Annotated in this window: 23 protein-coding genes and 1 other RNA gene; 17 read left to right on the forward strand and 7 right to left on the reverse strand. The window is 64.0% G+C overall.

The features are described 5' to 3' along the window. A partial coding sequence (gene istA / locus WIT60_RS15430; RefSeq protein WP_339584764.1) for an IS21-like element ISJsp3 family transposase occupies positions 1-1,400 on the reverse strand: 1,400 nt, incomplete at its 3' end. A 287-nt stretch (positions 1,401-1,687) separates the two neighbouring features. Here istA and WIT60_RS15435 point away from each other — a divergent pair. Further along, positions 1,688-1,852, forward strand: a complete 165-nt coding sequence (locus WIT60_RS15435; RefSeq protein ID WP_339584765.1) for a rubredoxin — start codon at positions 1,688-1,690, stop codon at positions 1,850-1,852. A gap of 15 nt (positions 1,853-1,867) precedes the next feature. Next, positions 1,868-3,043 (forward strand): NAD(P)/FAD-dependent oxidoreductase, encoded by a 1,176-nt coding sequence (locus WIT60_RS15440; protein ID WP_339584766.1) that lies wholly within the window; start codon positions 1,868-1,870, stop codon positions 3,041-3,043. 30 nt (positions 3,044-3,073) lie between these two features. Here WIT60_RS15440 and WIT60_RS15445 read toward each other — a convergent pair whose 3' ends face one another. The 3 genes from WIT60_RS15445 to WIT60_RS15455 all read right to left on the reverse strand — a co-directional run bounded on the left by WIT60_RS15445 (position 3,074) and on the right by WIT60_RS15455 (position 4,055). Continuing rightward, a complete protein-coding gene (locus WIT60_RS15445; RefSeq protein ID WP_339584767.1) occupies positions 3,074-3,391 on the reverse strand; it encodes a CcdB family protein in 318 nt (105 codons plus the stop codon). Continuing rightward, positions 3,391-3,654, reverse strand: a complete 264-nt coding sequence (locus tag WIT60_RS15450) for a type II toxin-antitoxin system CcdA family antitoxin (RefSeq protein ID WP_339584768.1) — start codon at positions 3,652-3,654, stop codon at positions 3,391-3,393. The genes WIT60_RS15445 and WIT60_RS15450 overlap by 1 nt, the downstream gene beginning before the upstream one ends. Before the next feature lie 62 nt (positions 3,655-3,716). After that, positions 3,717-4,055 carry a DciA family protein gene (locus tag WIT60_RS15455; RefSeq protein ID WP_339584769.1) on the reverse strand — a complete coding sequence of 113 codons (339 nt, stop codon included), beginning with the start codon at positions 4,053-4,055 and terminating at the stop codon, positions 3,717-3,719. A 39-nt stretch (positions 4,056-4,094) separates the two neighbouring features. Here WIT60_RS15455 and WIT60_RS15460 point away from each other — a divergent pair, with 39 nt between their 5' ends. The 15 genes from WIT60_RS15460 (at position 4,095) to WIT60_RS15530 (ending at position 19,368) form a co-directional block, all read left to right on the forward strand. Then, positions 4,095-4,403 carry a hypothetical protein gene (locus WIT60_RS15460; protein WP_339584770.1) on the forward strand — a complete coding sequence of 103 codons (309 nt, stop codon included), beginning with the start codon at positions 4,095-4,097 and terminating at the stop codon, positions 4,401-4,403. 126 nt (positions 4,404-4,529) lie between these two features. After that, complete coding sequence (locus WIT60_RS15465) at positions 4,530-5,993, forward strand: TonB-dependent receptor (RefSeq protein WP_339584771.1); 1,464 nt, start codon at positions 4,530-4,532, stop codon at positions 5,991-5,993. A gap of 12 nt (positions 5,994-6,005) precedes the next feature. Beyond that, positions 6,006-6,926, forward strand: a complete 921-nt coding sequence (locus tag WIT60_RS15470) for a metal ABC transporter substrate-binding protein (protein ID WP_339584772.1) — start codon at positions 6,006-6,008, stop codon at positions 6,924-6,926. Between the two features lie 26 nt (positions 6,927-6,952). Continuing rightward, entirely contained in the window at positions 6,953-7,756 is an 804-nt protein-coding gene (locus WIT60_RS15475) for a metal ABC transporter permease (RefSeq protein WP_339584773.1), read from the forward strand. Between the two features lie 8 nt (positions 7,757-7,764). Further along, the gene (locus WIT60_RS15480; RefSeq protein ID WP_339584774.1) at positions 7,765-8,748 is read left to right on the forward strand and encodes a hypothetical protein; all 984 of its coding nucleotides are present in this window, start codon (positions 7,765-7,767) and stop codon (positions 8,746-8,748) included. A gap of 142 nt (positions 8,749-8,890) precedes the next feature. Further along, positions 8,891-11,635 (forward strand): preprotein translocase subunit SecA, encoded by a 2,745-nt coding sequence (gene secA / locus WIT60_RS15485; RefSeq protein ID WP_339584775.1) that lies wholly within the window; start codon positions 8,891-8,893, stop codon positions 11,633-11,635. Between the two features lie 173 nt (positions 11,636-11,808). Further along, positions 11,809-12,870, forward strand: a complete 1,062-nt coding sequence (locus WIT60_RS15490; protein WP_339584776.1) for a putative solute-binding protein — start codon at positions 11,809-11,811, stop codon at positions 12,868-12,870. After that, a complete protein-coding gene (locus WIT60_RS15495; protein ID WP_339584777.1) occupies positions 12,867-14,045 on the forward strand; it encodes a sensor histidine kinase in 1,179 nt (392 codons plus the stop codon). Before WIT60_RS15490 ends, WIT60_RS15495 begins: the two co-directional genes overlap by 4 nt. A gap of 1 nt (position 14,046) precedes the next feature. Beyond that, positions 14,047-14,859 (forward strand): LytR/AlgR family response regulator transcription factor, encoded by an 813-nt coding sequence (locus WIT60_RS15500; RefSeq protein ID WP_339584778.1) that lies wholly within the window; start codon positions 14,047-14,049, stop codon positions 14,857-14,859. A gap of 51 nt (positions 14,860-14,910) precedes the next feature. Next, a complete protein-coding gene (gene argJ / locus WIT60_RS15505) occupies positions 14,911-16,140 on the forward strand; it encodes a bifunctional glutamate N-acetyltransferase/amino-acid acetyltransferase ArgJ (RefSeq protein WP_339584779.1) in 1,230 nt (409 codons plus the stop codon). A gap of 165 nt (positions 16,141-16,305) precedes the next feature. Beyond that, positions 16,306-17,586: an HD-GYP domain-containing protein gene (locus WIT60_RS15510; RefSeq protein ID WP_339584780.1), complete on the forward strand. Its 1,281-nt coding sequence runs from the start codon at positions 16,306-16,308 to the stop codon at positions 17,584-17,586. Positions 17,587-17,667: 81 nt separating this feature from the next. Further along, positions 17,668-18,038, forward strand: a transfer-messenger RNA (tmRNA) gene (gene ssrA, locus WIT60_RS15515). Positions 18,039-18,346: 308 nt separating this feature from the next. Further along, positions 18,347-18,640, forward strand: coding sequence for a type II toxin-antitoxin system TacA family antitoxin (locus WIT60_RS15520; protein WP_324552971.1), 294 nt, complete (start codon positions 18,347-18,349; stop codon positions 18,638-18,640). Next, positions 18,637-19,137, forward strand: coding sequence for a GNAT family N-acetyltransferase (locus WIT60_RS15525; RefSeq protein ID WP_339584781.1), 501 nt, complete (start codon positions 18,637-18,639; stop codon positions 19,135-19,137). Before WIT60_RS15520 ends, WIT60_RS15525 begins: the two co-directional genes overlap by 4 nt. 3 nt (positions 19,138-19,140) lie before the next feature. Next, a complete protein-coding gene (locus WIT60_RS15530; RefSeq protein WP_132098663.1) occupies positions 19,141-19,368 on the forward strand; it encodes a hypothetical protein in 228 nt (75 codons plus the stop codon). Positions 19,369-19,373: 5 nt separating this feature from the next. On the opposite strand, the gene WIT60_RS15535 is transcribed toward WIT60_RS15530, so the two are convergent. The 3 genes from WIT60_RS15535 to WIT60_RS15545 are packed head-to-tail and all read right to left on the reverse strand — an operon-like array spanning position 19,374 to position 21,645. Continuing rightward, a complete protein-coding gene (locus WIT60_RS15535; protein WP_339584782.1) occupies positions 19,374-19,826 on the reverse strand; it encodes a hypothetical protein in 453 nt (150 codons plus the stop codon). Continuing rightward, the gene (locus WIT60_RS15540) at positions 19,823-21,172 is read right to left on the reverse strand and encodes a recombinase family protein (protein ID WP_339584783.1); all 1,350 of its coding nucleotides are present in this window, start codon (positions 21,170-21,172) and stop codon (positions 19,823-19,825) included. The genes WIT60_RS15535 and WIT60_RS15540 overlap by 4 nt, the downstream gene beginning before the upstream one ends. After that, entirely contained in the window at positions 21,169-21,645 is a 477-nt protein-coding gene (locus WIT60_RS15545; RefSeq protein WP_339584784.1) for a DUF2924 domain-containing protein, read from the reverse strand. Before WIT60_RS15545 ends, WIT60_RS15540 begins: the two co-directional genes overlap by 4 nt. Between the last annotated feature and the right edge of the window lie 33 nt (positions 21,646-21,678).

Genomic DNA, 21,678 nt, shown 5'->3' on the forward strand with positions numbered 1-21,678 from the left:
TTGAGCCTGCTCAGAACATTGATCACATGCTCGACGCTGACCTTGCCAGACGGTGGCGCGCTCTCCAGCGCCAATTCAACTGCCACCAGCACCGCATCCAGGCCAGCTGTGCTCACAATGGCCAGTACCTGCGCCATGACACGGTCGCCACCGGCCTGGCGTAGCAGCCCTCTGCGCAACTGCTGCAAGGCCGGGGGGAGGTCGGCAAACGGTGCGCCATTGCGCAGCGCACCGGGCTTTCTTTGCACCAGCGGGATGTAGTGCTGCCAGTCATAGCGGGTCTGTCCACGGTCACTGAATCGCTCATGCTGCGCCACCACCTCATCGTTGGCCACCACGACCACCCGCGTCGGGTACAGCCGGGTGCTGACCATCTGCCCGGCCAGCTCGCAAGGCACCGAGTAACGGTTGCGTGCGACCGAGACCAAGCAGGTGCTGGTCACCCTCGCCGGGCGCTCCACATAGCCGTCAAAGGGCTGCGGCATTGACATCAAATGGGCACGTTCATGCTCCAGCATCTCGGCCACACTGAACTGCGAATGCTCTGGGTGGCGAACCTCCGCCCACAGGCTGCGACAGCGCTCGCCCAGCCAGGCGTTGAGTTCTGCAAAGGAGCCAAAGCGCTGCTTGGCCGCATCAATCCAGATTCGCCGCCTGCTATCTTGCACGTTCTTCTCGACGACCCCCTTCTCCCAGCCACTGGCCACGTTGCAGAAGTCGGCGTCGAACAGGTAGTGCGCGCACATCACCGCAAAGCGTGCGTTGACCACTCGGCCCTTGCCCTTCTTGACCTGGTCCACCGCCGTCTTCATGTTGTCGTAGATGCCGCGCCTGGCCACCCCACCCAGCGCCGCAAAGCTGCGCGTGTGCGCATCGAACAGCATCTCGTGTCCCTGACTGGGATACGCCACCAGCCAGAACGCACGGCTGGCACACAGCTTCATGTGCGAGACCTGCAGCCGGTAGTAAATGCCGCCCACCACCAGGCCTTCTTCGCTCCAGTCGAACTGGAATGCCTCGCCCAGCTCGAACGACAAGGGCACGAAGGCTCGCGTCGCTACCGCTTGCCCCTCGCCTTGGCGCCACTGGCGGATGAAGTCCGTCACGCGGCTGTAGCCGCCTTCGTAACCTGCCGACTTGAGTTCGCTGTACAGCGCCCGTGCCGTGCGGCGCTCGTGCTTGGCCCGATAGGCATCGGCCTTGAGCGCCTGCCTGAGAACCTCGTGGAAGGCCGTCAACTTGCCCGGCTGCTCGATTCGCCGGTACTTGGGCTCGCCATCCAATGGCGCCTTGAGCCACTTGGCTATCGTGTTGCGCGATAGCCCCGTCATCCGCGAGATCTCCCGCTCTGACTTCTTGCCTCGGCTGTGCAGCCGCCGGATTCTGCCGATCATGTCCATGGTGATCACTCCTCGAACCCCGCTGCATCAAAAAGCAGCAGAGTAGGTTGAACACCTGGCTCAGTTTTAGATCGGCACACCCCTCATAAGTGGCTCAGTTTTCGGTAGGCGCCAACAGCCATACGCCATCAGAGGCAGAGTGGAAATCGTTCATGGGTACAAATGCAAGGTGACAGCCGCAAACTATAGTTGGTAGGCAAGGGTTTCCGCCCCGTCACCCCTTGGCGTATCCACGCCCCATCCTCACTCACCCGCTGGCGCAAAATCCTTCTTTTTTGCTTTACCTCATGAAAACCTATCAGTGCATTGTGTGCGGCTACATCTACGACGAAGCCCAGGGCTGGCCGCAAGACGGCATCGCGGCCGGCACCAAGTGGGAAGACGTGCCCGACACCTGGGCGTGCCCGGACTGCGGGGTGGGCAAGGCCGACTTTGAGATGGTCGAGATCTGATCACCGGAGCGTCACATGTCTGAACCTGTTGTGATCGTGGGCGCCGGGCTGGCCGGCTACAACCTGGCGCGCGAGCTGCGCAAGGCGGATGCGGATGTGTCCATCGTGGTGGTGAGCGGATGCGGTGCGGGCTTTTATTCCAAGCCCATGTTGTCAAACGCGCTGGCCAGTGGCAAAACCGCCGTCACGCTGGTGATGAAGTCGGCCGAAAAGATGGCCGAAGAGCTGCGCGCCCGTGTGCTGCCGCGCACCCGTGTGACGCAGGTGGATGCCAGCGCGCAAGCCTTGACCCTGGATTCTGGCGAGGTGCTGCGCTATCGCGACCTGGTGCTGGCTGTGGGCGCCGACCCGATCCGGCTACCCCTGCAGGGTGATGCCGCCGATACGGTGCTGTCTGTGAACGACCTGGATGACTTTGCGCGCTTTGCCCAGGCACTGGAAACGGCCGCCTCGGGCCAAGCTGCGCAACGCGTGGTGATTTTGGGGGCAGGCCTGATTGGTTGCGAGTTTGCCAATGACCTGCTGGCGCGTGGTGTGACCCCCACCGTGGTGGACGTGGCTGACCGGGTGCTGGCGCGTTTGCTGCCGCCCGAAGCCAGCGACCTGCTGCAAGCGCGTCTGACAGCGGCTGGTGCGCAGTTCAAGCTAGGCGTGAGCGTGGTGGCGGTGAACCAGGGCGACAGCGGCCTGAGCGTGGTCTTGAACGATGGCAGCAGCTTGCCAGCTGACCTGGTGGTGTCGGCCGTGGGGCTGAAGCCGCGCACGGATTTGGCCGCCCAGGCGGGCGCGACGGTGGGGCGTGGGGTTCAGGTCGACCGCTTGCTGGCCACCAGCGTGCCGCATGTGCACGCCCTGGGTGATTGTGCCGAAGTGTCGGGGCAGTGGCTGCCCTATGTGATGCCCTTGATGCAGCAGGCCCGCGCCTTGGCGGCCACTTTGTCTGGCAAGCCCACACCGGTGGCCTATCCCGCCATGCCCGTGGTCGTGAAGACCCCGGCCTGGCCCACGGTGGTGTGCCCGCCTCCGGCTGGGGCGCCCGGTCAGTGGACAGTCACCTCTTCAGACGACGCACTCGAAGCCCGTTTTGTGTCAGCCCCAAAGGCTGACCAGACTGGCACTCTGATGGGGTTTGTGCTGCAAGGCAAGGCGGTCAGTCAACGGCAAGCGTTGGTGGCACAACTTCTGGGCTGACATCGCTTTCAGCTGCGTCGGCCTGACGCATCAATAACCTTGGAACAAGAAATCCAGGGCAGAGATGATCCTTGCTTGCTCATCCGCCAGCGAGGCGACAGGTGTTTTCAAGATGCGCTTGGGCACAGCGCCCATCTTGGGCGTTTCCAGCAAAAAGTCTTGCCCTGCAACGGACAGCAAAGGCGTCAATTGAGTGGGCAACTTGACCGTCGGAAAGTGCGCCACGCTTCGCAGTGGCACCACCATCCGGCTGTCGAGACCATCAAGCAGGTCACTTTGCACATCCAACAAGTAAGGCGTGGTTGCCACGTGGCTGCCAGGGTTCTCGTAGACATCAAAACGAGCCATCAGAAGCTTCTCCACTCGTCCAGCGGCAAGCCCTCGGCTTCGATGGTGGCGTTGTAGGCGTTCACGAATTCGGCGTGCTCCTGGCGCCAGCGACGCTCCTGCTCGCGCCGCACCACTTCGCGCAGGTAAGCGTCGCATACCTGCGAAATATTGATGTCCATGGCTTTGGCGGCCTCCAGCACATCGGCACTCAAGCTCAAGTTGGTCGCGCGCTTGCCCGCAGAACCTGATCGGGCATGCGGGACAGAATGGACGGCTGACATTGCAATCTCCATGCGCATGATGATATGCGCATGATGTTAGCCCATATCTTTTGCTGGCGCACTCACTGCGACGCCACCCGCACCCGGATGGCGTTGACCTTGATGCCTTTGGCCGCCAAGGCTGCAGCGATGCGAGGCTGCAGTTGCCGCAATTTGGCAGACACGGCTGCGTTGGCGGCCAGCAGCGTCCAGCCCTCTTCGTCGATGGGGCCCGCCTTGACGTGCGCGGCCATGGCGGGTGGCAAGCAGGTTTTGACCGCGGCCAGGCATTCTTGCGAGGCGCGCAGGCGCTGCATGAGGCTGGCCAGGGTCTCGGAGCGCTCCAGGGCCGACTTGACCTGGGGCACATCGGGCACCATGGGCTTGAAGGTGGCAGTGGGCGTCCAACGCTTGTCGTTCACGGGTAAGCTCGTTCAAAAACCATTGGTACAGTATCGCCCATGCGGGGTCAGATGATGACAAGGTGGGGCTGGCGTGTGCTGCTGGCCATGGCAATGCTGTGGATGCAGCAGGCCGGCCTGCGTCACGACCTGGAGCATGCGCTGGAGGACGCCAATCAGGCGGCCCATGTGCTGTGCCAGGAATGCCTGAGTCATCACGGCGCACAGGCGGCGCTGGCTTCCACCCCCCCTGCCCTGCATCTCAGCCCGGCGCGCCATGCGCTGGTCAGCATCGCTGCGCCCGCTTGGCGCAGTGTGCCCATGGAGCGGGGTTATTGGTCGCGCGCCCCGCCGGTCCTGCCTGTTTGAAATGTTTCGCCGGCCCCGCGCCTTGGTGGGGCTGTTTGGCCTTCGCCATGCCACTGCCGACCTGTGTGAACAGGGTGAGCGGGCTTGGGCGTTGCGCCACATTTTGATTTGTCAGACAGCCAAACCATGTTGAAGTACACCCCTTTGATGGGCGCGATCGCCGCCGCCCTGTTCTCCGCCCTGCCCGCCCACGCCGCCACCGGCGCCAGCGACACTGAACTGCAGCAGCTGCGCACCCAGTTGCAGGAGCTGCGCCAGCAATACGAGCAGCGCTTGCAGGCCCTCGAAGCCCGTTTGAACCAGGCGCAACAGGCCCAAGCGGGCACTCAGGGCACGGCCTCCGCAGCCCCCACCACCGACACGCAGACCGCCGACGCCGGTTCGGGCATGGCCCTGCCGCCTGAAGCAGCCGTTGCTTCCCGCAAGGGCAACAGCGCCTTCAACCCGGCCATCGGCATGATCCTCACGGGCACCTACGCCAATCTGTCGAAAGACCCGGAAAGCTGGACGCTGAGTGGTTTCAACCTGGGCGGGGATGGCCACGGGGTCGGCCCGGGCCAGCGCGGCTTCAGCCTGGGCGAATCGGAGATCACTTTCAGCGCCAATGTCGACAATCTGGCCTACGGTGCCCTGACGCTGGGACTGGATGGCGACAACGAGGTGGAGGTGGAAGAAGCCTTCGTGCAATCCACCGCCTTGCCCTACGGCCTGACCCTTAAGGGCGGGCGCTTTTATGGGGCTCTGGGCTACCAGAACGAGCAGCACGCCCACACCTGGAGTTTCGTGGACCTGCCTCTGGCGCACCAGGCTTTCCTGGGCGGACAGTACAAGCAGGAAGGAGCACAGCTGAAGTGGGTGCTGCCCACCACGCAGTACATTGAACTGGGTGCCGAGTTGGGCAATGGGGGCGCCTTCCCTGGGTCGGATCGTGGCGGCAATGCCCTGGGAGCGGCCCTGCTGTCAGCGCGCACCGGCGGCGATGTGGGCGACAGCCACAGCTGGCGCCTGGGCGCCTCGTGGCTGCGCACCAAGGCGCACGAGCGCGCCTGGGGTCTGGCACATGACCATGGTCACGAAGGCGAAGAGACACACGAAGCAGCCAGCTTCAGCGGCAACAGCCGCATGTGGGTACTCGATGGTGTGTGGAAATGGGCCCCCAACGGCAATGCCAAGCGCACCAACTTCACCTTGCAAGGGGAGTACTTCTGGCGCCAGGATTCGGGCACGGCCAGCGTGCCGCACGACGATCATGCGCACGAGGACACCTACCGCAGCCGCCAGTCGGGCTGGTATGTGCAGGGCGTGTACCAGTTCATGCCACAGTGGCGTGTGGGCCTGCGACATGACCGCCTGGACAGTGGCTCTCTGCGCCTGGGCAGCGGCATTGCCACCCACTACGCCGAACACGAACTGGTCAGCCCGGGCTACAACCCCAAGCGCACCAGCGTGATGCTGGACTGGTCACCCAGCGAGTTCCAGCGGTGGCGCCTCCAGCTGAACCAGGACCAGGCACGCCAGGGCATGAAGGACACGCAGTTGTATCTGCAATACCAGATGAGTCTGGGCGCCCACGGCGCACACGCTTTCTGATCGGAGCCTGCCATGAAAGAGAGCTTTATTGTCAACAAGCCAGCATGGTGGGCAGCGCTGCCCGCTCTGCTGGCCTGCATGACCCCAGCCTATGCGCTGAAGGTCTTTGCCTGCGAGCCCGAATGGGCCGCCTTGACGCGTGAACTCGCGGGTGAGCAAGCCAGCATCTACACCGCCACCCATGCCTTGCAGGACCCACACCTGGTGCAAGCCAAGCCCAGCTTGATCGCTGCGGTGCGCAATGCCGACCTGGTGGTGTGCACGGGAGCCGAGCTGGAGATGGCCTGGCTGCCCGTGCTCTTGCGCCAGGCTGGCAACCCGAAAGTGCAAGTGGGCCGCCCCGGCTACTTTGAAGCGGCCAGCTCGGTGCGCATGCTCGACATCCCCACCCGGCTCGACCGAGCCGATGGCGATGTGCATGCTGAGGGCAACCCGCACATCCAGACCGATCCGCGCAACATCGGCCTGGTGGCGGTGTCACTGGCGCATCGTCTGAGCCAGGTCGACCCCACGCAAGCACGCACCTACGAGACACGGCTGGCGGACTTCAATCGACGCTGGGGCGTGGCGTTGCAGCGATGGAGCCAGGAAGCCGCCTCGCTGAAGGGCACGTCCATCGTGGTGCAGCATCAGGGTTTCCCGTATCTGGAGAACTGGTTGGGCTTGAAGCAGGTGGCGGCGTTGGAGCCCAAGCCTGGCATCGAGCCTTCCAGCTCGCACCTGTCTGCGGTGGTCAAGCAGCTGCAGCAACAGCCCGCGAAAATGGTGATCCGTGCTGCCTACAACGACGGACGGGGCGCCCAATGGCTGGCCGAGCGCACCAAGCTGCCAGTGGTGGTGCTGCCGTTCACCGTGGGCGGCAGCGAGCGTGCCAAAGACCTGTTTGGCCTGTTTGACGACACCGTGGCCCGCCTGCTGGCGGCCAACCGCTGAAGCGGATCTCCCAGAAAGCCCAACCCATGAGTCTGGACGCGCTCTCGCCCTCGCACTGGCATCCGGTGGACTGGTCCATCGTGGGCCCGGCCCTGGTGGCCGGTTTGCTTGTGTTGAGCACGCATGTGCCCCTGGGTCAGCGCGTGCTGCGCAAAGGCATTGTCTTCATTGACCTGGCCATTGCCCAGATTGCCGGGCTGGGCGTGATTGCGGCCGGCACCTTGGGCTGGTCTGAGCAGGTCTGGGCCGTACAAGGGGCCGCTGTGGGAGCCGCCTTGCTGGGCGCCGTCTTGTTGACCTGGATGGAGCGGCGCTGGCCGGACATCCAGGAGGCCTTGATTGGCGCCTTGTTCGTGCTGGCCTCGTCGGTGGGCATCTTGCTGCTGGCGGGCAACCCTCACGGCGGTGAGCACCTGAAAGACTTGCTGGTGGGTCAGATCCTGTGGGTGACGCCAGACCAGTTGTGGGGTGTGGCTGCCCTGTCCGCCACGGTGCTGGCCGTGTGGTTTGGAGCGCAACGCTGGCTGGGCCAGGCGGGCTTTTACCTGGTGTTTGCCGTGGCCGTGACCGCTTCGGTGCAGTTGGTGGGGGTGTACCTGGTGTTCAGCAGCCTGATCATGCCCGCGCTGGCCGTGCGTCAGGCACCGGTGCGCTGGCAACTGCCTTTGGCTTGGGGCTCGGGTGCACTGGCCTACACCGTGGGCTTGTGTGTGTCGGCCATGTTCGACTGGCCCTCGGGCGCGGTGGTGGTGGTGGCCATGGCGCTCGTCAGCACCATATTGGGTAGTGTGGTGGCCTGCTGGCCTCACCCTGATCCGGAACAGGTGTGAACACGGCGATGGCTCGCCGGGTCCTGCTGTCGCTCTGGATCCTGGGCATCAGTTATCTGGAGTGGCGCGGATGGTGGGCAACCCACAAGGCCCACATGGCAACCTTGATGGCCGCCTCTCAAGGGGTGCTGGAGGGCACCCCTCATTGGCGCGCTTACCAAAATCGCCTGCTGGGCCCTGCACTGCTGGAGTTCCTCGGGCTGTTCAGTCGCGAGCCCTTCAGGGTGTTCGCGGCCATCATGTTCTTGACGGGCAACCTCGCGCTCTACCGGATGTGCGCCCGGTGGTTGCCCGCCACTTGGCGCGGGGCCTGGCAAGCGGGCTTGGTGCTGCTGGTCCCCTTTGTCGTGTGGATGTACGGCAGTCATTTCTGGACCTATCCATGGGATTTTCTGGAAATGCACGCCTTGCTGGTGCTGGCTTACCTGGCCTTGACGGTCCCTGTGGGCACGGTTTGGCCATTTGTCGCGCTCTATGCGGTGGCGCTGTTCTCCAGAGAGTCGGCGCTGTTCATCCCCATGTTCGTGCTGATACGAGCTTGGCTGGTCAGCGTGCCAAACCGGTGGCGTCAGACGGTGCTGGCCCTGGGTCTGATCGCGCTGGGCATGGGGCTGATCCAACTGACACGCCAGAGCCTGTTCGAGCATTCTTCTCTGCCCGAGGTGGGCCTGGATACTGCACACGCCGTGTGGGGCAATCACTTGACGCTGCAGATCAACCAGGCGGATTGGGTCAGCATGCGGCAAACGGGCCTGCACCAAGGAGCCTTTGCCTTGTTCGGCGGGTTGACCGCCTTTTACGCCCTGGCCTGCGGATGGCTTTGGACGCGCCAAGAGAAAACCGCCACCGCACTTGCATTGACGATGCTTGCCTATATGTTGGTCATGGTGCCGCTGGCCCATCTCAAAGAGGGCCGGATTTACCAACCTTTGGGCGCCTGCACGGCCCTGATCGCCTGTTATTTGACCTTGCACCGAAAGAGGGGGGTGTAGTTTCCCCAGCTTCCCCAAGTGGCAACAGCCTGATCACCCTTGGGTGCTACACTTTTTTGCTTTGGTGGGCTGGGGAAAGTGTCTCCAGACACCAAGTGCCGGCCGAGTGGCTGGCAAACCGACCGATTGGATTGATTGCTCCATGTTGCCCAAGCTTCTTACCTCGATTTTTGGTAGCCGTAACGAACGCCTGCTGAAGGAATACCGGCGCACGGTGACCAAGATCAACGCGCTGGAGCCCACCCTCGAAGCCTTGAGCGACGACCAACTGCGCGCCAAGACCGAAGAATTCAAGCAACGTGTGGCCAAGGGTGAATCGCTCGACGCGCTGCTGCCCGAGGCCTTTGCCGTGGTGCGCGAAGGCTCCAAGCGTGTCTTCAAGATGCGCCACTTCGATGTGCAGTTGCTGGGCGGCATGGCCCTGCACAACGGCAAGATCGCCGAAATGCGCACCGGCGAGGGCAAGACCCTGACCGCCACCCTGCCCGTCTACCTCAATGCCCTGACCGGCAAGGGCGTGCACCTGGTCACCGTCAACGACTACCTGGCACGCCGCGACGCGGAATGGATGGGCAAGCTCTACAACTTCCTGGGTCTGAGCGTGGGCATCAACCTGCCCCAGATGCCCCGTGAAGACAAGCAGGCCGCCTACAACGCCGACATCACCTACGGCACGAACAACGAGTACGGCTTCGACTACCTGCGTGACAACATGGTCTACGAGGTGGCCGACCGTGTGCAGCGTCCGCTGAACTACGCCATCGTCGACGAAGTGGACTCGATCCTGATCGACGAGGCCCGCACCCCGCTGATCATCTCCGGCCAGGCCGAAGACCACACCGAGATGTATGTGCGCATCAACAGCGTGGTGCCGCACCTCAAGAAACAGATTGGCGAAGCCGACCCGCGCACCGGTGAAGGCGTGATCGAGCCGGGTGACTTCACGGCCGACGAGAAATCGCGCCAGGTCTTCCTGACCGAAGCCGGCCACGAAAATGCCGAGCGCCTGCTGGCCGAAGCGGGCTTGCTGGTCGAAGGCGCCAGCCTGTACGACGCGGCCAACATCACCCTGATGCACCACCTGTACGCCGCGCTGCGTGCCCATCACCTGTTCAACAAGGACCAGCATTACGTGGTGCAGAACGGTGAAGTCACCATCGTGGACGAGTTCACCGGCCGCCTGATGTCGGGCCGTCGCTGGTCGGATGGCCTGCATCAGGCTGTCGAAGCCAAGGAAGGCGTGCACATCCAGGCCGAGAACCAGACCCTGGCCTCGATCACCTTCCAGAACTACTTCCGCATGTACAAGAAGCTGGCCGGCATGACCGGTACGGCTGACACGGAAGCGTTCGAGTTCCAGTCCATCTACGGCCTGGAAACCGTGGTGATCCCGCCCAACCGCGTGCTGGCCCGTAAGGACCAACTGGACCTGGTCTACAAGACCGCCAAAGAAAAGTACAACGCGATCGCTGCCGACATCAAGGAATGTCACGAGCGCGGCCAGCCCGTGCTGGTGGGCACCACGTCGATCGAGAACTCCGAGCTGATCGCCCAGTTGCTGACCCGCGAAGGCCTGCCGCACCAGGTGCTGAACGCCAAGCAGCACGCCCGTGAAGCCGACATCGTGGCCCAGGCCGGTCGCCCTGGCATGATCACGATCGCCACCAACATGGCCGGTCGCGGCACCGACATCGTGCTGGGCGGCAACGTTGAAAAAGACATCCAGAACATCGAAGCCGACGCCTCGCTGGACGAAGCCGCCAAGGCTGCCAAGATCGAGGCCTTGAAGAAAGAACAGGCCGAGCTGAACGCCAAGGTCAAGGAGTTGGGTGGCCTGCGCATCATCGCCACCGAGCGTCACGAGTCTCGCCGCATCGACAACCAGTTGCGTGGTCGTGCGGGTCGCCAAGGTGACCCGGGGTCTTCGCGCTTCTACCTGTCGCTGGACGATCCGCTGATGCGCATTTTCGCGGGCGACCGCGTGCGCGCCATCATGGACCGCCTGAAGATGCCCGAGGGCGAGGCCATCGAAGCCGGCATCGTCAGCCGCAGCATCGAGAGCGCGCAGCGCAAGGTCGAAGGCCACAACTTCGACATGCGCAAGCAGCTGCTGGAGTACGACGACGTGTCGAACGACCAGCGCAAGGTCATCTACCAGCAGCGCAACGAGATTCTGGAAACGGTGGACGTGACCGAGTCCATCGCCAACCTGCGCAAGGGTGCCCTCAGCGACGTGGTGCGCACTTTCGTGCCGGCCAACAGCCTGGAAGAGCAGTGGGATCTGGTCTCGCTGGAAAAGGTGCTGGCCGAAGAGTGGCAGGTCAATGTCGACCTGGTGAAGTGGGTGGAAGGTGCGACCTCGGTGGAAGACGAGGATGTGCTCAACCGCGTGCTGGAAGCCGGCACCCAGGCTTACGAGGCCAAGGTGGCCATCGTGGGCAAGGAGCAGTTTGCAGGCTACGAGCGCATGGTGCTGCTGCAGTCCATCGACAGCCACTGGCGTGAGCACCTCTCGGCGCTCGACTATCTGCGCCAAGGTATCCACCTGCGCGGCTATGCTCAGAAGAACCCGAAGCAAGAGTACAAGCGCGAGGCTTTCGAGCTGTTCGGCCAGTTGCTGGCTGTCGTGAAGATGGACGTGACCCGCACGCTGCTGACGGTGCGCATCCAGACCCAGGAAGAAGCTGCGCTGGCTGCGCAGGCCATCGAGCAGCAGGGCGAGCACCTGAGCAACGTCACCTACACCCACCCGGACGAAGATGGCAAACCCGTGACGGAAGCCGACACCACCACCGTGGCGGGCGAGGTGCCGCGCGTGGGCCGTAACGACCCCTGCCCGTGCGGCAGCGGCCAGAAGTACAAGAACTGCCACGGCAAGCTGGCCTGATCGCCCCTTGCGACGCCCCCAGAAAGAGAACCCCATCGGGTTCTCTTTTTTTCGTCCACGCCAGGCCCCAGACGGCTCACGACCGCCTGCAACGCTTGGTCGCAAACCTCTGTGAAACCGGTGGGAAGTTCGCTAGATTGCTTCCTTCCCCTCACTTCACACCGAGATTCGCCATGCCCTTGTCTTTGCTGCGCTGCCTGATCCGAGCCAGATGGGCCGCACCGCTGGCGGTGGTGTGGAGCCTGTGCGGTGCCGGGGCCCAGGCTGCCCCCACCATTTGCGTCTGGGATCCTCTGGGCGCCGCCGGCCAGGTGTTCGATGGTGCCAAGACCTATGCCCTGGCGATGCAAAAGCATGGGGCGGACATCGCCGTCCGGGCCTACTCCGACGAGCGCATCGCGGCCGACGATTTCCGCGTCGGGCAATGCCAGGGCTTACTGGCCACGTCCTTGCGGACCAAGCCTTACAACGCGGTCACCGCGGCCATGGACCATGGGGGAGCCGCCACGATCATCAAGGATGGGCGGGTGGACCTGAACGCCAGTTATGCCGTGATCCACAAGGCGGTGCAGGTGCTGGCATCGCCCGGAGCGGCAAAGCTCAATGTGCAGGACGGTTTCGAGATCGCCGGCATCATCAGCACGGGCGCGCTCTACACCATGGTGCGCGACCGGACCCTGTTTGCACGTGGCTTTGCGGGCGCACGCATGCCAGCTTTTGACCATGACAAGGTGCAGGCCCACCTGATCAACATGATCGGTGCCCAGCCCGTGTCAGCCGACCTGCGCAACTTCGTCACCAAGTTCAACAACGGCGGGCTGGACGTGATCTTCTCGCCCGCCGTGGCCTATCTGCCCATGGAGATCAACAAGGGTGTGGGCACCCAGGGCGGCATCTCGCGGCTGCCCCTGGGCTTCACCACCTTGCAACTGGTCATCCAGCGATCGCATTTTCCAGAAGGGTTCGGGGCAGCGTCGCGCACTTACTGGCTGAGCCAGCACGATGCCGTGCTGACCGCGGTGCGCAAAGCCGAAGCCGACATCCCACCCCAGATATGGGTGGATTTGAAGCCGGAGGAGGCGGTGGCCTTCGTGACCGCGCAGCACAATCTGCGCGTGGAACTGGGGAAACGGGGCTTTTATGACAAACAAGGGTTGCGCTTCATGAAGCGCGTGCGCTGCAGCGTGCATGCGCAGGCCCCCGAGTGCGCCACGCGTGCGGAGATCGATTGGTGACGCTACCGCAGGTGCTGCTGTGGCCGCATGTGCGCCGTTTGTTGAGCCTGCAGCCCTTCTGGGCCCTGGCCTTCGCCACCTTTTTCAAGGCGCTGGAGATGGCCAATCCGGCGCACAGCGCGCCGCCGCTATCGTTCGTGCATTACCTGGTTGCCAACGTGATTGGCGCGTTGACGACCTTGGCGGTGGCCGCCCCGCTGTGGTACGGACTGGCCAGCCGTTGCTGGCGTCAGAGTGACGCGGCCCGGCAGCGCCATGCGCAAGAGGGCATGTACGCCCTGCTCCCGCGCCCGCTGATGCTGACCCTGGCCCTGGTCGTGTTCCTGATCAGCGCGCCCTTGTCTCATGGGCTGTGGACGCTCTACATGCGCGGCACCGGGGCCCTGCCAGCAGACCCGGCTGCACCGGCCACCCTGTTCATCGCCATGGTCTTTCATGGATTCTCGATGCTGGTGATCTTCGTGGTGGACCTGTTTCGGGTGCGGGCCCAGATGCTGCGACAGCGCGCCGAGCAAAGTCAGCGTTTGCACGCCCAAGCGCAACTGCAACGCCTGCAGGCGCAGCTGGAACCCCACATGCTGTTCAACACCCTGGCGAACCTGCATGCCTTGATCGACACCCAGCCCGCCGCCGCACAAGACATGCTGGCCCACCTGATCGACTACCTGCGTGCCACGCTGAGCGCGAGCCGTGCCGGATCGGTGACGCTGCGCGAGGAGATGGCACACGCCCAGGACTACCTGGCTTTGATGCAGGTGCGCATGGGGCGACGGCTGCAGGTGCAGATGGACATCGCCCCTGAGCTGAACGAGGTGCCCCTGCCTCCGATGCTGGTGCAGCCCTTGATCGAGAACGCCATCAAGCATGGCCTGGACCCTTTGCCAGAAGGTGGCACGCTGCGCATTCGCGCGTTTCGTGATGGCGAGATGCTGTCCATTCAGGTGCAGGACTCCGGCCAGGGCTGCCCCGCCATCGATGAACCTCGCCCGCATCCCGGGCAAGGCTTCGGCTTGAAGTGCATCCGCGAACGTCTGCTGGCGTCTTATGGCGAGGCGGGCACACTGCACCTGGACAGCGCTCACCATGCGGACACGCCCGACCACCAGCCACACGGCACCACAGCCACCCTGAGTCTGCCGCTGCGGCCTCCCACCTGGGCGCCAGCCCACAGCTGACATGAACGCCCCCCGCGCCTTGATTGCCGAAGACGAGCCAGTGCTGGCCGAAGCCCTGCGCCGTCATCTGGCGCAACTGTGGCCGGAGTTGCAGGTGACGCACCTGGTGGGGGACGGCCAGCAACTGGTCGAACTCGCGTCACGGCTGTTACCCGACATCCTGTTTCTGGACATCCACATGCCGGTGCTCAATGGTCTGGACGCCGCCGAGCACGTGGTGGACGCTTGGCCACATGACCGCCCCCTGCCTCTGGTGGTGTTCATCACGGCCTACGACCACCACGCCGTGCGCGCCTTCGAGCGCGCCGCCATCGACTATGTGCTCAAGCCCGTTCGCCCTGAACGCCTGGCGCTGACCTGCATGCGCCTGCAACAGCAACTGGCTCGCCGTGAGCCCCCCGCGGCCGTGCACGAGGACGCCCTGTCCACCCACCTGATCGACCTGCGGACGGCCCCTGGCAGGGCAGAGGCCGAGGCGCCCCTGCGGGTGTTGCAGGCTGCCGCAGGCTCGTCCGTCTACCTGATTCCGGTGGAAGACATCGTGTACCTGGAGGCCTCGGACAAGTACGTGCGAGTGATCACGGCCACTCAGGCAGACCACGCGCCGGACTGGCTGATCCGCACCCCGCTGCGCGAGTTGGTGCATCGACTGGATGCCAGCTTGTTCTGGCAGGTTCACCGCAGCCATGTGGTGAACGTGCGAGCGGTTGAACGTGTCAGCCGCCAGGAGCACCGCACACGGCTGCACCTGCGCCAACGGCCAGAGGTGCTGGAGGTGAGCCGCCTGTACGCCCATCGGTTCAAAGCGATGTGAACAAGCGACATGTGACTGCGGCACAATCAGGGGCCTTCGCTGGAGCCTCATATGCCCGTCAACCTGACTGCCCCCCTTCCCTCTGATCTGCATCCCGTGCCTGGCGTGAAGCTCGGCATCACCATGGCCGGCGTGCGCAAGGCCAACCGCCGCGACCTGACCGTCATCACGCTGGACGAAGGTTCGGCCGTGGCCGGCGTGTTCACCAAGAACCGCTTTTGTGCCGCCCCCGTGCAACTGTGCCAGGAGCGTCTGGCCGCGGGCAACGAGATCCGCGCGCTGCTGGTCAACACCGGCAACGCCAATGCCGGCACCGGTGAAGACGGCCTGGTGCGCGCCCGCGCCACGACCATCGCACTGGCACGCCTGCTGCATGTCTCGCCCGAACAGATCCTGCCGTTTTCGACCGGCGTGATCATGGAAAGCCTGCCCGTCGAGCGCATTGAGGCCGGCCTGCCGGGCGCCATTGCCGACCTGAAGGAAGACAACTGGGCCGTGGCCGCCGAAGGCATCATGACCACGGACACGATTCCCAAGGGCTGCTCCAAGCAGATCACCCTGGGCGGCCAGACCGTGACCATCACCGGCATCAGCAAGGGCGCGGGCATGATCAAGCCGAACATGGCCACCATGCTGGGCTACCTAGCCACCGACGCCAACGTGGCCCCGGGCCTGCTGAAGGCCTTGGTGACCGAAGCGGCGAATGCCTCGTTCAACCGCATCACCATTGACGGCGACACCTCCACCAACGACTCGTTCGTGCTGATGGCCACCCGCAAGGCCGGGCACGCCGAGATCACCGACCTGAACAGCGCCGACGGCCAAGCCCTGCGCGCTGCGCTGATCGAGGTCTCGCAAAAGCTGGCCCAGGCCATCGTGCGCGACGGCGAAGGCGCCACCAAGTTCATCACCATCACGGTGGAAGGCGGCCGCGACGAAGCCGAGTGCCAGAAGGCGGCCTACGCCATCGCCCACTCGCCGCTGGTGAAGACCGCGTTCTTCGCCTCCGACCCCAACCTGGGCCGCATCCTGGCCGCTGTGGGCTACGCCGGCATCGACGATCTGGACCAGAGCCTGATCGAGCTGCACTTGGACGACGTGCATGTGGTCACCAAGGGTGGTCGCCGCCCTGAATACCAGGAGGCCGACGGCCAGCGCGTGATGAAGCAGGCCGAGATCACCATCCGTGTGGGTCTGGCCCGCGGCAACGCCACAGCCACGGTGTGGACCTGTGACCTGTCGCACGACTACGTCACCATCAACGCCGACTATCGCAGCTGAGCGTGCAAGGCAGCGGGCCGGCGTCGACGGACTGCCGCTTGCGACGCTGTCGTCCTCCCCTGACACCAGACCCGCAACGGTCTGGTGTTTTTTTTGGGTGCGGGCGTGCTAAGGTTTGGGCGTCACCCGCGCGGAACAGCCGGGCATGCCCATGAGGAGTCAGACATGAGCCCAGTCACCTCGGACGCCGACTTCAAGGTCGCCAACCCCCACGCCCTGGCCACCATTCTGGAAGCCAGCGAAACCCGCACCATCATCGCGTCGAACGACATCTTCGACATCAACGGGATGAAGCTGTGGGCTCGCGATCAGCCCGTGTCACGCGACCTGCAGCGCAAGCTGATGGACCGCGCGCTCAAGCAGCCGCTGGAAACCTGCCTGATGGCCGAAGATGGGGTGAGCAACGCCACCCTGCAGGCAGCGGTGCAGAAGCTGATTGACAGCCAGGGACCCTTGACTCCTTTGCTGCGCCCCCATGCCGAGGCGCTGGTGCGTTGCGCCGGGCTGGTGCGGCTGCACTCGGTGGTGCAACTGTTGTTGAGCGCCGTGGAGACGGCTCGCCCGGCTGCATTCCAGCATGCGATCGATGCCATGGCGGTGGCCGGCGCCTTGATCCGCGCGCGCAACACCGATGACCGCCTGGTGGCGCTGGCCATGACGGCGGGGCTGCTGCACGATGTGGGCGAGATGTACATTTCGCCGGCCTATGGCGAAGCCGATGCGCTGAGCACACTGGATGTGGACAGCTACCGCCAGTTGGTGGTGCACCCGCACATTGGGCAACTGCTGCTGACGCAGCTGACGGATTACCCCAAGGATGTGGCGCGGGCAGTGGCCGAGCACCATGAACGGCTGGATGGCTCGGGTTACCCGCATCGACTGACGGGGGACAAGATGTCCCCGCTGGGCCGACTGTTGTCGGCCACAGAGGAGGCTTTGGCGGCCTTGCGCCTGCCTGGCGCCAACCTGCACCACGCCAGCGTGGCACTGCGGGTGGTGCCCGGCGAGTTCGACGAGCATCTGGCGGGGCCGCTGTCTGCGGCGGCACGCGCCGTGCCGCCCATGAAACCTCGCCGCGCCTTGCCCGAGTTGTTGTCTGAGCTCGACCGGCTGAATGTGGCACTGCAGGAGACCATGATCCACGTCGACGGGGTACTGCCTGCCGAGCCCAGCCCAGCGCTGCAGCGCGCCGCCGACCTGACGCTGTACTTGCTACACAAGCTGCGTGCCGGCTGGAACGAGAGTGGCCTGTGGAGCCCAGGCGCCATTGGCGACGAGGTGGCGGCCGAAGCCGAGGCCGTGCAGGATGCGTTGCGCGCCCGCCTGCAGCTGATCGAGCGGGTGGCACGCCTGGCAGCAGGGCCCAACCTCTCGGAAGACGACGAGGAGCGGCTGAACTCGCTGTGCCGGGGCCTGGTGGAAGAATCTGCAGCCGATGGGGCTTGAAATCCCCTCGACCGGACCGATATCACAAAACAAGGTCAACACGGCGAGAGCGATCAAGCCTACAATGACTCTACTTTTCCTGGGGCCGACCTGGTTTCGACGTGGGTGCGGATTCGGGACAGGGCATGTCGAGCACCAGTCAGCTCGTAAATCCACTGGAAAAAAACTAACTGCAAACGATCAAAAGTTCGCACTCGCCGCTTAATACCGGTGAGCCTCTCAACAGTTGGCCTATGGGCTGGGCTTGAGTCGCAAGACGATAGCTGAGAGGTCATTCACATAGGCTGGGCTCCAGCTGGGTCACTCAGCTGGGGTCGAGATCAAGTGACTGGCTGGCTTGGTAGCGTGCTGCTGCGCGATCAGGTTGGCGAGACTCAAATCAGACAGCTAAACATGTAGAACTGCTCGATGATGGCTTACGGACGGGGGTTCAATTCCCCCCGGCTCCACCAATCACCAGGGCCCGGAAAGTCTCCGGGCCCTTTCCTTTTGACGCCGGCCCCGCGCCATGCGGGGTCCCGACCATCCGTGCTGCGGGTGGCCATCAGCCGAAACGCCCGAAATCGGCCACTTTCTCCACCAGAGCCGTCTCTATTCTCCGTTTGGCCTGCGGGTAGGCGCAGTTCTGTCTCTTGCAAAATCAACAACTTACGCGCGGTGGTTCATCGTCAACCAAGGCGACCGGTCACCAGTGCAACTAGACGGCGTGCGTCATTTGTACTAACATTGCGGCAATTGATCTAACAAAAGAGGTGCTGCCATGACTGCCGTCGCATCGTCGCCTTCCGCCCGCTCGGCCCGACTTGGGCTGCGCGCCACCCCAGAGCAGGAGGTGGTGCTGCGCCGTGCCGCCGAGGTGGCTCACAAGTCGCTGACCGACTTCATCCTCGACAGCGCGTGCCTGGCCGCCGAGCAGACCCTGCTCGATCAGCGGTTGTTCATGGTCTCGGCTAGCCAGTACCAGGCCCTGATGGATCTGCTGGATCGCCCCGAACAGGCCAATGAGGGTTTGCGTGACCTGTTTGCCCGCAAGGCGCCCTGGGACACGAAGTGACGTTGCGCGCACCGGAGCCGCTGGCCGCGCAGCATCGGCTGGAAGGTTTTGATTGCGGCAAGCCCGCGTTGAATGACTGGCTGTTGCGCCACGCCCGCCAGGCGCAGGGCAGCGGCTCGGCCAAGACCTTTGTCGTTGCCGAGGACGATGGCCGCGTGGCGGGCTACTTCAGTCTGACCGTGGGACAAGTCGACACGCTGGAAGCGCCAGAGCGCATCCGCAAGGGGATGGGGCAGTATCCGTTGCCAGTGGTGATTCTGGCGAGGCTCGCTGTGTGGGTAGCAGATCAGGGGCGAGGCATCGGCTTTGGCCTCCTGCAGGACGCGATTCGCCGCACGATGCTGATTGCCGAGCAGGCCGGCATCCGTGCCATGCTGACCCACCCCATCGATGAAGAAGCGGCGAGGTTTTACACCCGGTTCGGGTTCATCGCGTCACCGCTGCGCGAACAGCAATTGCTGCTGCTCTTGAAGGACGCCCGTCGCTGGGTCCGCTGAACTATGACCATCGAATCACTGCCCACTTTCACCAAGCCAGCCCGCCAGCGCTGGGAGTCCATCCCTGCCGACATCCGCCAGCGACTGCTGTCCAACGTCTGGTGTGGCCAGTGCCGTCACGAAACCACGATCACCAATTTCAGCGGCACCATCAAGGGTGGCGACTTGCTGCTGGTGGGCAAGTGTGCCGAATGCCGCAGTGATGTGGCACGGGTGATCGAGGGCTCGTAACCCGGTCAGGCATCAAACCCCGCCACCACTTCCCGCTGCGCCACCCAGTCGGTCGGCAGCGGATGCCGCTGGAACCACAGCAGGCTCATGCACTTGGGCTGCTGCCCGGCCAGAATGCTCTGGATGATGGCGGGCTCCAGCAGCGTCAGACGCAGCAGCTCGTTGACCGTCGAGTGGTGCAACCCCTCGCGCTGGGCGATCTCGCTACCGCTGCCCACCACCCCATCGTCGAGCAGTTGCTGCCAGTAGAAAGCCCGCGTCAGGGCCACCAGCAGGGGCTGGTCAATCTGGCTGGCGACTTTGCCCGGCGACTCGACCGCCCCATCCGGCCGCACCACCACCTTGCTGGCGCCGCGCTTCCTGATCTTCAGCGGGATGAAGGTGGACAGCTTGACCTGGCCGCCGTCCCGGCGCTCGCGCGCAACGGGGCCACCCAAAGCCTGCACTTTCGGCTTCATGCCTCCACTTCCTGCTGTTCCCATTCCTGCAATTCCCCGCCGATGGTGCCGGGCATCAACTCACCGGCCAGTTCCTGCCAGCCCTGATCGCGCCAGATGATTTCCAGCCCACCGTCGGCAATCACCACGCGCTCGATCAGCAACTGCGCCAATCGACACTGTTCGGCGGGGAACAACTGTTGCCACAGGCCAGCCAGATTTCGCATCGGCAAGACCACCTCAGGCTCCGACAGGTCTGGGCGGGTTGTCCGAATCCGATCCCACACCGACTGCACGATGTGCGGTGCTGATAGCGCTGCTACGATCTGCTGGGTCACCAATTCCTCGATGGGCGCCGCTGGCAACGGCCCGTGGCTGCTGGCCCAGGCGCCAAAGCGCCGGTGCTTGATCGGTGTGTAGTAGCGGTAGGTTTTGCCCTTCTTGACGGTGTAGCTGGGCACCAGCCGATCACCATCGGGCGTGAACAGCAGGCCACGCAACAACACCGGTTCCCGCTGGCGGTCGTTGGTCTCGCGCCGCCGTTCGATGCCATCAGTGGCGATCAGTGCGTGCACGGCATCCCACTGCGCTTGCGTCACGATGGCCTGATGCTGGCCAGGGAAGCTCTGCCCCTTGTGGACGATCTCGCCCAGGTACATCCGGTTGTGCAGCATCTTGTAGAGGGTCTGCTTGGTGAAGGGCTTGCCTCCCTTGGTGACCACGCCTTCCGCGCCGTAGGTCTTGGCCATCAGGGTGGCCGAGCGAACGGTCACGAAGTCATCAAAGATGCGGCGGACCAGCTTGGCCTCCGTTTCATTCACGACCAGCAGCCGATCCCGAACGTCGTAGCCCAGCGGCAGCGGTCCACCCATCCACATCCCCTTGGCCTTGCTGGCCGCGATCTTGTCGCGGATGCGCTCGCCAGTCACTTCCCGTTCGAACTGTGCGAAGGACAGCAGTACGTTGAGCATCAGCCGCCCCATCGAGGTGGCCGAGTTGATCTGCTGGGTGACGGCGCTGAAGCTGACCCGGTGGCGGTCGAACACATCGACCATCCGCGCAAAATCGGCCAGCGAGCGTGACAGGCGGTCGATCTTGTAGACCACCACGATGTCGACCTTGCCAATCTGGATGTCAGCCATCAGGCGGCGCAGTGCGGGCCGTTCCATATTGCCACCAGAGAAACCGCCATCGTCGTAATCATCGGCCACGGCGATCCAGCCCTCGTGGCTCTGGCTCTTGATGAAGGCGTGCCCTGCTTCTTTCTGGGCATCGATGGAATTGAAGGACTGGTCCAGCCGTTCGTCGCTGGAGACGCGGCAGTACACCGCGCAGCGCTTGGGTGGCACGAGCAACGGCGCGTTCATTGAGCATCCCCCTTGCCGCTCCGCAGACCAAAGAACTTCGGCCCATTCCAGCGCGTGCCGGTGATGTGGCGCGCTGCCGCCGACAGGCTCTTGAACACCTGGCCATCCAGGGCATACAGACCATCGGGCGTGACCGTCACGCGGTACTCGCGTTCATCCCATTCCCGGATGAGCGTGGTACCTGGCATCAGCAGCGTTTGCGCGCTGCGACCGGTGGCCAACTTGATCTTGGAATGCTTGGCACCGGCCTCAACCAGCATCTTGCGGATGTTGGTGGGCAGTGCGCCGTAGGTCAGCTCCTGGATGCGGTAGGCCAGACGCGATTCGACGTAATTGCGATTGCGGTGGCTGGGCCGCCGGGGAAAGTGCTGATCCCACAGCGCCCACAGCGCCGCCATCGGCAAGGAGGGCAGTGCCGCCAACTGGGCCGAGATGGGCGCGGCAGGGCCACCCGTGTTCTTGTTATCTGTCATTGCACAAACTCCTGTTGTTGAGACAGGTCCATG

Origin of the sequence: Aquabacterium sp. G14 (assembly GCF_037482285.1) — a bacterium.
Lineage (GTDB): Bacteria > Pseudomonadota > Gammaproteobacteria > Burkholderiales > Burkholderiaceae_C > Aquabacterium.